The organism is Hymenobacter lapidiphilus (assembly GCF_003417065.2).
Taxonomy (GTDB): domain Bacteria; phylum Bacteroidota; class Bacteroidia; order Cytophagales; family Hymenobacteraceae; genus Hymenobacter.
Map to the genome: position 1 here is coordinate 16,387 of NZ_QVLT01000001.1, position 13,744 is coordinate 30,130.

At 60.7% G+C, this 13,744-nt stretch carries 14 protein-coding genes and 1 pseudogene; 6 read left to right on the plus strand and 9 right to left on the minus strand.

Annotated features, from left to right (window positions below; translation table 11 throughout):
• Positions 1-71: 71 nt before the first annotated feature.
• A complete protein-coding gene (gene cmk / locus D0N36_RS00100; RefSeq protein WP_116939045.1) occupies positions 72-773 on the minus strand; it encodes a (d)CMP kinase in 702 nt (233 codons plus the stop codon).
• Positions 774-811: 38 nt separating this feature from the next.
• A complete protein-coding gene (locus D0N36_RS00105; RefSeq protein WP_116939046.1) occupies positions 812-1,204 on the minus strand; it encodes a hypothetical protein in 393 nt (130 codons plus the stop codon).
• A 307-nt stretch (positions 1,205-1,511) separates the two neighbouring features.
• On the opposite strand from D0N36_RS00105, the gene ade reads away from it, so the two are divergent.
• Positions 1,512-3,212 carry an adenine deaminase gene (ade, locus tag D0N36_RS00110; RefSeq protein ID WP_116939047.1) on the plus strand — a complete coding sequence of 567 codons (1,701 nt, stop codon included), beginning with the start codon at positions 1,512-1,514 and terminating at the stop codon, positions 3,210-3,212.
• An 85-nt stretch (positions 3,213-3,297) separates the two neighbouring features.
• On the opposite strand, the gene D0N36_RS00115 is transcribed toward ade, so the two are convergent.
• A complete protein-coding gene (locus D0N36_RS00115; RefSeq protein ID WP_116939048.1) occupies positions 3,298-3,708 on the minus strand; it encodes a response regulator in 411 nt (136 codons plus the stop codon).
• Between the two features lie 44 nt (positions 3,709-3,752).
• Positions 3,753-4,727, minus strand: a pseudogene (locus D0N36_RS00120) (PLP-dependent cysteine synthase family protein); the annotation flags it as partial.
• A 179-nt stretch (positions 4,728-4,906) separates the two neighbouring features.
• Between D0N36_RS00120 and D0N36_RS00125 the strand changes: the two are divergent.
• The 3 genes from D0N36_RS00125 to sucD all read left to right on the plus strand — a co-directional run bounded on the left by D0N36_RS00125 (position 4,907) and on the right by sucD (position 6,826).
• A complete protein-coding gene (locus tag D0N36_RS00125) occupies positions 4,907-5,332 on the plus strand; it encodes a helix-turn-helix domain-containing protein (protein WP_190242453.1) in 426 nt (141 codons plus the stop codon).
• Positions 5,247-5,774, plus strand: a complete 528-nt coding sequence (locus tag D0N36_RS00130; RefSeq protein WP_116939051.1) for a transposase family protein — start codon at positions 5,247-5,249, stop codon at positions 5,772-5,774. Before D0N36_RS00125 ends, D0N36_RS00130 begins: the two co-directional genes overlap by 86 nt.
• Before the next feature lie 170 nt (positions 5,775-5,944).
• Positions 5,945-6,826, plus strand: coding sequence for a succinate--CoA ligase subunit alpha (gene sucD, locus D0N36_RS00135; RefSeq protein ID WP_116939052.1), 882 nt, complete (start codon positions 5,945-5,947; stop codon positions 6,824-6,826).
• Between the two features lie 150 nt (positions 6,827-6,976).
• Here the strand turns inward: sucD and D0N36_RS00140 are convergent, their stop codons facing one another.
• Positions 6,977-7,714 (minus strand): hypothetical protein, encoded by a 738-nt coding sequence (locus tag D0N36_RS00140; RefSeq protein ID WP_116939053.1) that lies wholly within the window; start codon positions 7,712-7,714, stop codon positions 6,977-6,979.
• A 198-nt stretch (positions 7,715-7,912) separates the two neighbouring features.
• Here D0N36_RS00140 and D0N36_RS00145 point away from each other — a divergent pair, with 198 nt between their 5' ends.
• Together D0N36_RS00145 and D0N36_RS00150 are read left to right on the plus strand one after the other, a co-directional pair.
• Positions 7,913-9,313, plus strand: a complete 1,401-nt coding sequence (locus tag D0N36_RS00145; RefSeq protein ID WP_116939054.1) for a mercuric reductase — start codon at positions 7,913-7,915, stop codon at positions 9,311-9,313.
• 90 nt (positions 9,314-9,403) lie between these two features.
• Positions 9,404-10,099, plus strand: coding sequence for a hypothetical protein (locus D0N36_RS00150; protein WP_116939055.1), 696 nt, complete (start codon positions 9,404-9,406; stop codon positions 10,097-10,099).
• A 15-nt stretch (positions 10,100-10,114) separates the two neighbouring features.
• Here the strand turns inward: D0N36_RS00150 and D0N36_RS00155 are convergent, their stop codons facing one another.
• From D0N36_RS00155 to D0N36_RS00170, 4 genes are all read right to left on the minus strand, one after another.
• Positions 10,115-10,882, minus strand: coding sequence for a hypothetical protein (locus D0N36_RS00155; RefSeq protein ID WP_116939056.1), 768 nt, complete (start codon positions 10,880-10,882; stop codon positions 10,115-10,117).
• Between the two features lie 167 nt (positions 10,883-11,049).
• Positions 11,050-12,747 carry a ribonuclease Y gene (gene rny, locus D0N36_RS00160; protein WP_116939057.1) on the minus strand — a complete coding sequence of 566 codons (1,698 nt, stop codon included), beginning with the start codon at positions 12,745-12,747 and terminating at the stop codon, positions 11,050-11,052.
• 249 nt (positions 12,748-12,996) lie between these two features.
• On the minus strand, positions 12,997-13,287 hold the full coding sequence (locus tag D0N36_RS00165; protein ID WP_092738424.1) for a cell division protein ZapA: 291 nt from the start codon (positions 13,285-13,287) through the stop codon (positions 12,997-12,999).
• 50 nt (positions 13,288-13,337) lie between these two features.
• Complete coding sequence (locus D0N36_RS00170) at positions 13,338-13,637, minus strand: hypothetical protein (protein WP_092769557.1); 300 nt, start codon at positions 13,635-13,637, stop codon at positions 13,338-13,340.
• Positions 13,638-13,744: the final 107 nt, after the last annotated feature.

The following is a 13,744-nucleotide window of genomic DNA, read 5'->3' on the forward strand; positions in this document are numbered from 1 at the left end:
GACCCGCGAATTACGAGCCAGGTTTCGACAGTATAACAGCCGCGGCGGCGGTTTGGGTCCGCCAACGGTTGCTACTTTACCTGGGCAACGGCGCGGGAGAACAGGGCAGCCGACACGCGCTCAAGCACGAAATCTACCTGCTCGTCAATCATCATGTGGGTGGTGTCGAGCAGCACGGCGTCGGAGGCGCGGCGCAGGGGGCTTTCGGTGCGGGTCGAGTCGAGGTGGTCGCGCTTCTGCAGGTTTTCCACAATGTCCTCGACGGGCACGTGCTCGTTTTTGGTAGCCAGCTCTTCCTGCCGGCGCAGGGCGCGGGTCAGCACTTCGGCCGTCATAAACACCTTCACCTCGGCATCGGGGAAAACGGTGGTGCCGATGTCGCGCCCGTCCATCACTACGCCGCGGCGGCGGGCCATCTGCTGCTGCTGGCGCACCATGGCGTGGCGCACCAACGGCAGCCCCGACACCTCGCTCACCGAGTTGGAAATGCGCATCTGCCGGATTTCATCCTCCCGAACTTTACCGTTAAGGCACAGCTCGTTGCGGCCGGTCTGGCGGTTGCGCCTGAAGCTGACCTGCATTTCGTGCAAGGCCTGCTCGATGCGGGGCAAATCGTCGAAAGCAATGCCGTTTTCGAGCAGGTACAGCGTAACGCCCCGGTACATGGCCCCAGTATCGATGTAGGCGTAGCCCAACTCGGCAGCCACGGCCTTGGCTGTGGTGCTTTTGCCGCACGAAGAATAGCCGTCGATGGCAATGACAATTTTCTGCATAGCAAGGTCGGGACGGCCGGGTTCGGATGGAGAGCTCACTAAATCCAGGTTTTACGGGCGGGCTGCATGGCCATGCGCTCAGGCAGGCTCGCAAAAAAGGCCGTTACCGATTGCGCGGGACCTTTTGCCAACTGCTCGCCCACGCGGTAGAAGGGGTTGAAAAAATGCACGTCGCCGATGCCCACGCCCGTTACGCCCTGCGGGTTCTGGGCCCAGGTACCACCGTAGGTCTGCACCATGCACTGGCCCAGAAAGCAGCCCAGCGCCCTGATAACACCCTCGCGTTCGTCATCCTTGATGATGGGCCGCTGCACTTCGATGAACTCGTCGAGCCGCTGCACGGCGGCGGCGTCATAGGTATTGAGGCGCAGCTGGTGGCGGACAGCTTCGGCGGCGTTCTGCAGGGCGGCTAAGGGCGATTCGTCGGGCATGAGCGGGCTGGTAAGGGGCAGTAACAGCAATGAGCCGGCAGGAATCCCGCCGGCTGGTTGCCTTTTAGTTCTTCTCGCAGGGACAGGGAATCTTGCCGGACTTGGCTTTACGCTTGTAGCTGGCCGTTTTTTTCTGCAGAGTCGAGCGGGTGGCGCAGCCTGCGGTTAGCAGGCCCGAGCCCCCAATACAGGCGACCAGCAGTAAAGTCACAATCTTTCTCACGGCGCGGATTTTGGGCAAATATACGGTTCTTTACCCGCCCGCCGCCCTGCGGCCCGCTTTTTCCCCGCGTCTTCTGCTCCGCTTATGTCCGCCGATTTCTCGCTTCAGGCCAACGTTATCAACCTGTTCAGCAACACCATAACCCCCGCTACGGTGCACGTAGCCGGGGGCCGAATCCGGCAAATCGAGCCGCTGGGGCCCACTGTGCCCGACCCGGCCCTGCCCTACGCCCTGCCGGGTTTCGTGGATGCCCATGTGCACGTGGAAAGTTCACTGCTAGTGCCCTCCGAGTTTGCCCGCCTGGCCGTTACGCATGGCACCGTGGCCACCGTATCCGACCCCCATGAAATAGGCAACGTGCTGGGCGTGGCCGGCGTGAAGTACATGCTGGCCAACGCCGCGCAGGTGCCGTTCAAGTTCTGCTTCGGCGCGCCCTCGTGCGTGCCGGCCACGCCTTTCGAAACAGCAGGAGCCGAAATAACGGCCGCCGACATCGAGGAGCTGTTCCGCTACCATCCCGAAATCGGCTACCTGGCCGAGATGATGAACTGGCCCGGCGTGCTGAGTCGGGATGCCGACGTGATGGAGAAAATTGCCCTGGCCCAGCGCTACAACCGCCCCGTAGACGGCCACGCCCCCGGCCTTATGGGGGACGATGCGCGCCGCTATGCCGAGGCTGGCATCAGCACCGACCACGAGTGCTTCATGGCCGGCGAGGCCGTGGACAAGCTGGCGGCGGGCATGAAAATCCTGATTCGCGAGGGTTCGGCGGCCCGCAACTTCGAGGCCCTGATTGACCTGCTGCCCGAGCACTACGAGCACCTGATGTTCTGCTCCGACGACAAGCATCCCGACACGCTGCTGCTGGGCCACATTGACCAGCTGGTGCAGCGCGCCGTAACCCGCGGCCAGGACGTGCTGAAAGTGCTCCGCGTGGCCTGCCGCAACCCCGTCGAGCACTACCGCCTGCCCGTGGGCCTGCTCCGTGAAGACGACCTGGCCGACTTCATCGTGGTAGAAGACCTAGTGGACTTCAAGGTCCGCCAGACCTACCTCGACGGCGTGCTGGTGGCCGAAAACGGCGAAACCCTGATTGCACCCGCGCCGGTGGAAGTCGTCAACAACTTCACGCCCCACCACGTGCAGGCCGCAGATTTTCAGGTAAGCATTGAAAAGGCTAACAGTGGTTCGATAGATGACAGCCAGCCGAACACCAACGCAACCGTCCGCCTCATCGAGTGCTTCGACGGGCAGCTGATTACGGCCCGGCACGATGAGCCAGCACTGGTAGAAAATGGATGCGTAGTGCCCGACCTGAGTCGTGACATCCTCAAGCTGACGGTAGTCAACCGCTACCACGCCGCCCCGCCGGCGGTGGCCTTCATCCGGGGCTTCGGGCTGAAAGGCGGCGCCCTGGCCAGCAGCGTCGGCCACGATTCGCACAATATCACGGCCGTGGGCTGCGACGACGCGAGCCTGGCCCGGGCCGTGCAGCTGGTAATGGAAGCCCGCGGCGGGCTGGCCGTGGTGTCGCCCGACGGCCAGGAGCTGGTGCTGCCGCTGCCGGTAGCCGGACTCATGTCGGACCAGCCCGGCCCGGACGTGGCCGCCGCTTACTCGGCCGTCGATGCAGCCGCCAAAGCCCTGGGCTCCCCGCTCCAGGCCCCGTTCATGACGCTCTCCTTCATGGCTCTGCTCGTCATCCCCAGCCTCAAACTGAGTGATAAAGGCCTGTTTGATGGGGAGGCGTTTCGGTTTGTGGAGAATGTGGTGCTGGGTGATTAAGACATGAAGTAAAAGGCAAAAAGGCTGTCATTCTTCGCTTCACTCAGAATGACAGCCTTTATTACTGTTTAGCTAAGCGCTAAACCTAAAACCGCTTTTCCAGCAGTTTGATCATCTTTTCCTCCGTCAGGGGCTTGGCCAGGTACTCCACGCCTTCGTACTGGGCAACGCGGGCGGTGTCGGCGGCATGCATGGAGGTGGTGAGCACGGCCATGACGGTTTTCTCGCGCACTTCCGGGGGCAGGGCGCTGAAGAGTTTCAGGAACTCGAAGCCATCCATGCCGGGCATTTTCAGGTCCACGAACACCAGATCGGGGGCATCAGTGGGAGCTGCCTCGCCCTTCTCATCGCCCCAGATTTGCTGGTAGGCCTGCTCGGCCTTGTGGAAGGTGTGCACCTGCTCGGCCACTTCGAGGCGGCTGAGCAGGCGGTTGTTGAGGAAGCTGGTGGTTTCGTTATCGTCCACCAAAACGATGTTGCGGAGCCTGGAAGCCATACCGAAAGCGAAAGAGTAGTCAGAGGAACAACACAACCAGCCTACAACCAGCCTTGTTCGCGCATCCAGTCGTCGTTGTAAATTTTGCCGAGGTAGCGCGTGCCGTGGTCGGGCAGAATGATGACCATCGTATCCTCTTCCTTGAGGTGCTCGCGGGCGTACTCCAGGGCACCATGCACAGCCGAACCGCACGACCAGCCCACAAACAGGCCTTCTTCTTTTGCCAGCTGGCGCGTCATCAGGGCCGCATCCTTATCGGTTACCTTGATGAAGAGGTCGATAAGGTCGAAGTCCACGTTTTTTGGCAGAATATCTTCGCCGATGCCTTCGGTTTTGTACGAGTAAATCTCGTCCTCATCGAAGATGCCCGTCTCCTTGTACTTCTTGAATACCGAGCCATAGGTGTCGAGGCCGATGGAAACGATGGCCGAATTCTGCTCCTTCAGGTACTTGCCGGTGCCGCAGATGGTGCCGCCCGTGCCCACGCCGGCCGCCAGGTGCGTGATTTTACCGTCGGTTTGCTCCCAGATTTCGGGGCCGGTGGTTTCGTAGTGCGCCTGGGCGTTGGAGGGGTTATCGTACTGGTTGGGGTAGTACGAGTTCGGGATTTCAGCGTTCAGCTTGCGGGCGATGGAGTAGTAGCTGCGCGGGTCGTCGGCCGACACGTTGGTGGGGCACACGATAACCTCAGCGCCCACCGCCTTCAGGATATCCTGCTTTTCCTTGCTCTGCTTGTCGCTCATCGTGAAGATGCACTTGTAGCCGCGGGCAATAGCCGTGAGGGCCAGGCCCATGCCGGTATTGCCGCTCGTGCCCTCAATGATGGTGCCGCCGGGCTTCAGCAGGCCCGCCTTTTCGGCGTCGTCAATCATTTTTACCGCCATGCGGTCCTTCACCGAGTTGCCCGGATTGAAGTACTCTACTTTCACGAGCACCGTGCCTTTGATGCCGTCATTTACGCGGTTGAGCTTCACCATCGGCGTGTTACCGATGGCTTCAACGATATTGTTGAGATACATAAGTGAGTGAGTGATTTGCTGGCCCAAAGGTAACTCTTTGGTGTGAGCTATTAGCTGATAGCCGTTAGCTAATAGACTTGTTCCCAAATAGTATTTTTGGGCATGCTTGACGTGAATACGATAGTTGACGACCGCCAGATGCGGGCGTTGACGGGGCTGGACATGGCCACTTTTTGCGCTTGGCCGAGCCCTTTACCAGCGGTTGCCAGCAAGAAGCAGATGCGCGTTTTACCCTGCAGCGCCCGCGCCAGCGCAAGGCGGGTGGCGGGCGTAAAGGCGTGTTAGCCAGTTCGCAGCAGAAGCTTTTATTCATCCTGTACTACCTGAAAACGTATCCCACCTTCGATGTGCTGGCCGCCACGTTTGGCTTGCCCCGCTCCAAAGCCTGTGAACATGCGCACCACCTGGCCAAGGCCCTGGAACGGACCCTGCGCACCCTAAACGTGCTGCCGGCCCGTGCCATTGACTCGCTGGCGCAGATGCAAGCCGTCTTTGCCGACGTGCCCATGCTGCTGCTCGATGCCACTGAACGGCCCCATCACCGACCGCAGGCCACGGTTGACCAGAAGGCCGACTATTCGGGCAAAAAAAAGACTGACGCGTAAAAACACGCTCATCGCCGACCCCAGTCGCTATATTCACTACCTGGGACCCACCACGAGCGGGTCCAGCCATGACTATCACCTGCTGAAAAATGAATTCGATGTAAATCTGGGGCTGCTCGACCTCTTTGAGCTGCTGGCTGATTTGGGCTATCTGGGGCTGGTGACGGATTACGACCTGCCGGCCGCGAGTTTGCCGCACCGCAAGCCCCGACGCAGCAAAAAATACCCTGCCGCGGCGCTGACCGACGCGCAACGCGCCGCCAACTTCGCCCACGCGCGCCGCCGCGTCAAGGTTGAACACGCTATCAGTGGGGCCAAACGCTTGGGCTGCGTCGCCCAAACGTACCGCAACAAATCCACCTCGTTTAACGACCGGATAATGGGTATTGCCTGCGGTATTTGGAACTGGCATCTGACGCAGAAATCAACAAACCCTATTTAGGAACAAGTCTAATAGCTGACGGTGTTTTTGCCCGGTGAGCTAACAGCTAATAGCTCTCAGCTAACAGCCAATGATAGGCAGCTAACCAGAAAAGCCTACTTTTGCGCTGCCGCCCGCCTGGCGGCTGCTGTTCCCACTTCCACGAAGCAATTTCCGCTAATCCCCCTTTTATGAGTGTTCTGGTAAACAAGGATTCCAAAGTGCTAGTGCAGGGCTTTACGGGCTCCGAAGGCTCGTTTCATGCCCAGCAGATGATTGAGTACGGCACCAACGTGGTGGGCGGCGTAACGCCCGGCAAAGGCGGCACCCAGCACCTGGAGCGCCCTGTGTTCAACACCATGGCCGAGGCCGTAGCCGAAACCGGCGCCAACACCAGCATCATTTTCGTTCCCCCGGCTTTCGCCGCCGACGCCATTATGGAGGCCGCCGACGCTGGTATCAAGGTTATCATTACCATCACCGAAGGCATCCCGACCAAGGATATGATTGCGGTGAAGGAGTACCTGAAAGGCCGCGAAGGCGTGCGCATGATCGGGCCCAACTGCCCGGGCGTAATGACGGCCGGCGAGTGCAAAGTGGGCATCATGCCCGGTTTCATCTTCACCAAAGGCAAAATCGGTATCGTTTCGAAGTCGGGTACCCTGACCTACGAGGCGGTTGACCAGCTCACCAAGGCCGGCCTGGGCCAGACCACGGCCATCGGCATCGGCGGCGACCCGATTATCGGCACCACCACCAAGGAGGCCGTAGAGATGCTCATGAACGACCCCGAAACCGAGGGCATCGTGATGATTGGCGAAATCGGCGGCGGCATGGAAGCTGAAGCTGCTCGCTGGATCAAGGAAACCGGCAACAAGAAGCCCGTAGTAGGCTTTATTGCCGGCCAAACTGCCCCTCCCGGCCGCCGCATGGGCCACGCCGGTGCCATCGTTGGCGGCGCCGACGACACGGCTGCTGCCAAAATGGCCATCATGCGCGAGTGCGGCATTCACGTAGTGGACTCGCCCGCCGAAATCGGCGACACGATGCTGCGCGTGCTGGGCGGCAAGTAATCCGCACTTCATTCAGTAATACAAAAGGGCTGTTCTCTGCGGAGAACAGCCCTTTTGTATTACTGAATGCGTCATGTTTCCTACGCACTATCCTGGCCTGCTCATGCAATTGGGCCAAGGGATATAAGCGGGATACTAGAAGCTAACCGCTTACTTCTCGCCCGTCTGCCCGCCCAGGTTCACCACAATGCCGATTTGAAATACCGAGTTGGCGGCCTTGAGGTACTTGCGGTGCTTGAGGCCGAAGTTGTAGCCGCTGATGAATTGGCCGTCGAGCGGGCCGATGAGCTTGACGCGGGCGTAGGTGATGGGCTCGAACAGGATATTGTCTTCGTTGAAGGCCGGCTGACCGTCGAGGCGAAAATCGGTGAGTGTGACGTAGCTGGCGCGCATGGCCGTGCCGTAGGTCAGGGGCCAGTCGCGGCCCAGCAGGTGGTAGCTTTTCTTCTCCTTCGAGCTGTAGTTCACCTGCACAAAGTACTTGTTCAGGCCCGCTTCGAGCGTGCGCGTAACGCCCTCGGTGGGGTTGCGCTCGACGCGCTTGGTGCGGCCGCCGCCGTAGCCGCCATATATTTCCAGCACCCGCTTATCGGGCAGGCGGGTGAAGTAGCCCACGCCCAGCTCGGCAAAGTCGTGGTCAACGGCTTCCTTCTTTTTGTTGGTGTGCAGAAACGAGGCCGAGCCCATCACCCCCAGATGGTTGGTGAGGGCGTAGGCGCCCTGCACGGCCGTGTTCTGGCTCAGGTTGGTATGTACGCCGGCGCTCCATTCGCCCTTTTGGGTGAGCAGCGGCACCTGGGGCGGCGGCGGGAAGTAGAGCGACGCGCAGCCCGACAGCAACAGGACCAGCAGTGGCAGGATGAAAACCGCGCGAAAAGGCAAAAACATGGGCGGGCAGAAGTAAGCCAATGCGGGAAGATAGAAAAGGAGCGCCAAAGTTGGGGTAGTATGGCCGCGCCGGCCCCCTGGCTGCGGGCCTAACGCAGAAAGCCCGGCTTCGTTGTCCGGCCGGAAGTGCGGCGGCTGCGTACAGAGGGCGGGGATCGGCTCCAAACTGGCCTTTACCCTCTGCCAAACTCTGTTTTCATGCCTGCTACTTCTTACGACGCTCTTATTATCGGCTCCGGCCAGGCCGGCAACCCGCTGGCTTATGCGCTGGCCGAAGCCGGACGCCGCGTTGCCATCATCGAAAGCGCCCACCTGGGCGGCTCCTGCGTTAACTACGGCTGTGCGCCCACCAAAATAATGCTGGCTTCGGCCCAGCGCGCCCACTTGGTGCGCACGGCCGGCGAGCTAGGCATCCGGCCCCCCGAACCCGTGGTGGATTTTGCCGCCGTAGTGGCCCGCAAGGATCGGCTGACGCAGGACGCGCGCGACGGCATCGAGCGGAAGCTCACCACGGCCCACCCCAACATCCGGCTCGTGCGCGGCTGGGCCCGCTTTACGGCCCCCAACACGCTGCACATCGACCTTAATGATAAAGCCGGTCAGGAGCAACTAACGGCCCCGCTCATCTTCCTCAATACCGGCACCCGCGCGGCCGTACCGCTCATTGCGGGCATCGAAGCCGCCGGCTACCTCACCAACGACACGCTGCTGCTGGACCTCAAGGAACTGCCCGAACATCTGGTTATTCTCGGCGGCAGCTATATTGGCGTCGAGTTCGGACAGATGTTCCGTCGGCTGGGCTCGCGGGTGACCATCATCGAAACCTCGGCCACGCTCATGGACCGCGAAGACACCGACGTGAGCCGGCCGCTACAGGAGATACTGGAGGCGGAAGGCATTGAGCTGGTGCTCGAAGCCGAGGCCCGGCATGTGTCGCGCAACGCCGAGGGCGTACTCACGCTCACGGCCGACACGCCGGGCGGCGAGCGGCGCATCCGCGGCTCGCACCTGCTGGTCGCCACCGGTCGCGTGCCCAACACCCTGGATATGGGGCTGGAGCTGGCCGGCATCCAGACCGATGAGGACGGCTACATTCAGGTGGATAACGACCTGCGCACGGCGGCCAAAGGCGTGTATGCCCTCGGCGACGTGAAGGGCGGCCCCCAGTTCACCCACATCACCTACGACGACTACCGCATCGTGCGCGACCAATTACTGCACAACAAGCCTCGCGACTACCACCAGCGGCCGGTGCCCTACGTGGTGTTTACGGAGCCGCAACTGGGCCGCATCGGGCTCTCCAAAAGTGAGGCCCGTAAGCAGAAAGTGCCTTTCCGGGTGAGTCGGCTGCCGGCTAGCACCATTGGCCGGGCCGTGGAAACGGGCCTGACCGAGGGCTTCGTGGAAGTACTGGTGGGCGACGACGACCGACTGCTAGGAGCGGCCGTGTTCTGCGAGCAGGGCGGCGAAATCATGACCATGTTCCAACTGGCCATGGCCGGCGACCTGCGCTACCAGCAACTCGAAAACCTCGTCATTGCCCACCCCACCTGGGCCGAAGTGCTCAACAACGCTTTCCAGCGACTCGAGCGGGGCTAGAATCCCGCTTATTATCTTCCATCCTGTTACTTCCGCGCCTTGGGCTTCGGTCCGGCACGGAGGTTATTGTTTCTTCCGAATCCGCCTATCATGACAACTATTGCCTGCAAAACCACCATCACGACCAAAGAAACGCTGAGCGAGATTCCCGGCACCTGGCAGCTCACCGACTACCGCTCCATCATGAGCGCGGCGGGCTTCACCGATGGCGACACCATCTCGGAGGCTGAAACCCGCGAGATGACCCTGATGGCCCTGGCCGACCTCGATCCATCTGAAGCCGCCACTGTGCTGCTCAGCTACCGCTTGGGCGACGACCTGAACGACGGCCAGATTGACCAGATTTCGCACGACATGCAAAACGACAAGATTTTCGAGGAGTACCCGGAAATCGGTCTGCACCGTCATCTGTTCGATGCCAACCAGCTTTTGCGCCAAGCTTATAACGGCAAGTTTCCCAACGGCGCGGCAGTATTAGTACAGGCCACCATGCAGTTCTCCGGCCCCGAGGCCCCCGAGCAGCTCACGGCCGGCCTCGTGCTGCGGGCCCTGGCTCCGGCCCTCTCCGACCGCTCACTCATCAAGCGCCTCTACGCCGCCGACCTGGAAGCCGACACGCCCTTCGAGGCCGCCGACAACATCCTCTGGGAGCTGACTGCCACGCCTGAAGGCACCCCCGGCACCTTCGCCGTCCGCCTTATTTCGTCGGAATACTGGCTGCAGGATCTGGCCGATTCGGGCGAGTTCGAGGGCGAAATCGTGCTGCCTGAAGTAGTAGAGGAGTAGCAGCGTCACCGGCACTCACCAGCCGCCCGCCTTAAGTAGATGTGGCAGGATGATAATGCTTACCGTCAGGCAGGGCACCTCTTCCGCCAGTTGGCTGGCTACAAACACTGGGCTTATGGCCGGGCGCTGGTTGAGGCTGGTAGAGCCGGTAGCTGCTACTTGTCCGCGTAGCCAGGGCACGGCTCCTTCGGGGCGGCCGAGTTGGCAGAACACCATGGGCTCGAAGCGGGGCAACCGCCGCAGGCCCACGGGCTGGCTGTTGAACGTCAGGGCGTCGTAGCGGACGTCGGTGAGGCGGCCGGCCACGCCCAGCGTGAAGCCGTTGTCGGTGTAGGAGGCGGCCAGCTCGGCAAACAGCCGGTGGTAGCGGGCTTCGTAGCGGCGGTATTCCCGGTCGGCGTAGCGGTTATCGGGCCCCAGGTCCCAGTAGGCGTAGCCGCTACGGGCCTGCCCAAAACCAGCCAGCCCGCTCACCAGCCAGCGCCTACCCAGTGGGTAGTAGCCGCCAGCCGCCAGCTCGTACTGCCGGCTCCGGACGAAAGTGCTGTCGCCCCGATTGGTGCGGATGCCCCCGGCGGCCCGCACCAGCACGTATTTGGCGGGCGAGTAGGTTACGCCGGCCTCCCAGCGCCGGTTCAGAAACGAGGTACCGTGGATTTCTACCTGGCCTTTATCCCGGATTTGCGGGGCTGCCGGCAGCATGGGCACGTACAGCGAACAGCCGGTCAGCAAGCCGCTTATCAAACCAGCCAACGCCTTTTTCAGCCATGATTTCAACTGCATAAAGTAGTAAGGTTGAGTTGAGTGTTTGGTAAGCATTGGCGGACCACAGGCGCCTGGGCATAGCTATGGGAGGCCTAGCGGCGGGCCACGGTTGCAAGAAGCACGAAAAAGCCCGCCGGAAGTGCCTCCGGCGGGCTTTTGCATGGAAAACGGTTTTTACAACTGGCCTACTTGGCGTAGGCCACGGCGCGCATTTCGCGGATAACCGTGATTTTGATCTGGCCGGGGTACTGCATCTCCTTCTCGATTTTCTGGGAGATTTCGTAGCTCAGCTCGCTGGCCCGCTCGTCGGTCACGTTCTCGGCGTCCACCATTACGCGCAGCTCGCGGCCGGCCTGAATGGCGAAGCACTGGTTCACACCTTTGAAGCCGTTGGCAGTTTCTTCGAGCTGCTTGAGGCGCTTGATGTAGCTCTCCATCATCTCGCGGCGGGCACCCGGGCGCGAGCCCGAAATAGCGTCGCAGGCCTGCACGAGCGGCGAAATCATGGCCGTCATCTCCATCTCGTCGTGGTGGGCACCGATGGCATTGACCACGTCGGGGTGCTCCTTGTACTTCTTGGCCATCTCCATGCCCAGAATGGCGTGGGGTAGCTCAGGCTCGTCGGTGCTTACTTTGCCGATGTCGTGCAGCAGGCCGGCGCGCTTGGCGTGCTTCACGTTGAGGCCCATTTCGGCGGCCATCGTGGCGCAGAGGTTGGCTACTTCGCGCGAGTGCTGAAGCAGGTTCTGGCCGTAGCTGGAGCGGAAACGCATCCGGCCTACCATTTTAATCAGCTCGGGATGCAGGCCGTGGATGCCAAGGTCGATAATGGTCTTCTCGCCGATTTCTACGATTTCCTCGTCGATGTTCTTGCGGGTTTTCGCCACAATCTCCTCGATGCGGGCCGGGTGAATCCGGCCGTCCTTCACCAGCAGGTGCAGGCTCAGGCGGGCCACCTCGCGGCGCACCGGGTCGAAGCCCGAGATGATGATGGCCTCGGGCGTGTCATCCACAATGATTTCAACGCCCGTAGCAGCCTCCAGGGCCCGGATGTTGCGACCCTCGCGGCCGATAATCTTGCCCTTCACATCATCACTTTCAATATTGAAAATGCTGACGCAGTTCTCGATGGCGTGCTCGGCGGCGGTGCGTTGAATGGTTTCGAGCACGATTTTCTTGGCGTCCTTGGTTGCCGTGAGCTTCGACTGGGCCACTACGTCCTTGATATAGGAGCTGGCCTGAATCTGGGCTTCGTTCTTGAGGCCTTCCACCAGCTGCTCGCGGGCTTCGGCAGCCGTGAGGCCCGAAATAGCTTCGAGCTGGCTGGTAATGGCGCTGATTTTCTCGGTGAGCTGCTGGCGAATGTCGCGCAGCTCGGTTTCTACTTCCTGCTCGCGGGCTTCGAGCTTGGCCAACTGGGCATCCAGGGTGGCTTTGCGCTTCTCGTCCTGGGCTTCGAGCTTTTCGCGCTGTTGCTGGGCGTTGGTTTCGAGGCGCTCCTTGGCCGTATCAAGCTCCTTCTCCTTGCGCTGCACCTGGTCGAGCTGCTTCTGAGTGGTTTGGGTCAGCTGCTTAATACTCTGCTCCTGCTCTACTACGCTGGCGCGGCGGTCGGTCAGCTCCTGGTCGAGCGACTGCTTCTGACGGCGGCTTTCCTGCTCAAATTCCTGCTTGAGGTTGCGGAATTTATCCTTTGACTGCTGAATCCGCTCGTCGCGAATGCGGGTGGCTTCGGCCTCGGCATCGGCCAGCAACTGCTTGGCCTTGGTGCGGGCATCACCCTCGTGGTCCTGCCGGGCCTTGCCGGCCTGCAGGCGTCCCAGCACCAAGCCAACCACAAGGGAAAGCACGGCTGCCAGAACGATATAAAGAGTTTGAGACATGATTTTAAGGGGATTGAAATTGGAAGTTGAATGCTGGCTTTCAGCTTTCAGTTCTTGGCTTTTGGTCTGGCAGGAGTCAAAGCTGACTACTACCCACCATAAACCAAAAACTAGCAGCTAAGAACCATTACTCCACAGCCCCCGGTAAAAACGCCAAAGGCCCGTGCGATGGCTGGGCCGTTTGCCCCGCCCCGCACCGGGCTGTTACTTCGCGCCGAACCGGCCCCGCGCCCACGTAGGGCGGCCGGTTCAGACCAATACCGTCCCCGACAGCAGCTCGTCCAAACGCGCCAGGCGCTCGGTCAGGGCCGCATCGGTCCCATCCTTTTCCGTCGTGACCTTCAGGCGGTCGGCCATGGTTGATAAGGCAATCATGGCCAGCAGGTCCTGTTTGTCCTGAATGCCGTACTGTTCCCGGAATTCCTTCAACCGCTCGCCTAGCAGCCGGCCCGCAAGGCGCAGGCGCTCCTCATCCTGGGGGCTTACCTTCATGGGGTAGTCCCGGTCAGCAATTCGGATTTTAATGGAAAGATCGGACATCAGCAGGTTGCTGGCAGTGGTAGGTTACGTTTGGGTTGGTTCGGTATGGTTTACTCCCTCAAATAGGCAAGACACTTATCTATTTCGCGGATGTATTCGTTCAGGCGAAGTTTCAGCTCGTTGACATTGGCCGGTTCCCCGGTAGCTATGGTATTGACAAGTTTAGTGATATTCTCCTGATTCTGGAAATCCTTGATGGCCCGTTCCCGGTCGCGCACGTCGGCCTGGAGTTGTTGCACCGTCGTTTGGGCATCGGCCAGCTCCTCGCGCAACTGCTGATAGGCAGCCACTAAAGTGGTTACCTGCCGCTCCAGGCGGTCGAGTTGGGCAAGCTGCTGGGTTGAAGCCATTTTTTAGTTTTTGGTAGACGAGTCTTGGTTCTTCAGTTAATCAGCTAGAAAAACCTGTGTTATGCTGAGCGAAGCGCAGTGGAGTCGAAGCACAACACAGGTTCTAT

Bases quoted from the DNA above. Each gene is read 5' to 3' on its own strand.
- cmk (WP_116939045.1), bottom strand. From the start codon at position 773: ATGCAGAAAATTGTCATTGCCATCGACGGCTATTCTTCGTGCGGCAAA.
- D0N36_RS00105 (WP_116939046.1), bottom strand. From the start codon at position 1,204: ATGCCCGACGAATCGCCCTTAGCCGCCCTGCAGAACGCCGCCGAAGCT.
- ade (WP_116939047.1), top strand. From the start codon at position 1,512: ATGTCCGCCGATTTCTCGCTTCAGGCCAACGTTATCAACCTGTTCAGC.
- D0N36_RS00115 (WP_116939048.1), bottom strand. From the start codon at position 3,708: ATGGCTTCCAGGCTCCGCAACATCGTTTTGGTGGACGATAACGAAACC.
- D0N36_RS00130 (WP_116939051.1), top strand. From the start codon at position 5,247: ATGCCACTGAACGGCCCCATCACCGACCGCAGGCCACGGTTGACCAGA.
- sucD (WP_116939052.1), top strand. From the start codon at position 5,945: ATGAGTGTTCTGGTAAACAAGGATTCCAAAGTGCTAGTGCAGGGCTTT.
- D0N36_RS00140 (WP_116939053.1), bottom strand. From the start codon at position 7,714: ATGTTTTTGCCTTTTCGCGCGGTTTTCATCCTGCCACTGCTGGTCCTG.
- D0N36_RS00145 (WP_116939054.1), top strand. From the start codon at position 7,913: ATGCCTGCTACTTCTTACGACGCTCTTATTATCGGCTCCGGCCAGGCC.
- D0N36_RS00150 (WP_116939055.1), top strand. From the start codon at position 9,404: ATGACAACTATTGCCTGCAAAACCACCATCACGACCAAAGAAACGCTG.
- D0N36_RS00155 (WP_116939056.1), bottom strand. From the start codon at position 10,882: ATGCAGTTGAAATCATGGCTGAAAAAGGCGTTGGCTGGTTTGATAAGC.
- rny (WP_116939057.1), bottom strand. From the start codon at position 12,747: ATGTCTCAAACTCTTTATATCGTTCTGGCAGCCGTGCTTTCCCTTGTG.
- D0N36_RS00165 (WP_092738424.1), bottom strand. From the start codon at position 13,287: ATGTCCGATCTTTCCATTAAAATCCGAATTGCTGACCGGGACTACCCC.
- D0N36_RS00170 (WP_092769557.1), bottom strand. From the start codon at position 13,637: ATGGCTTCAACCCAGCAGCTTGCCCAACTCGACCGCCTGGAGCGGCAG.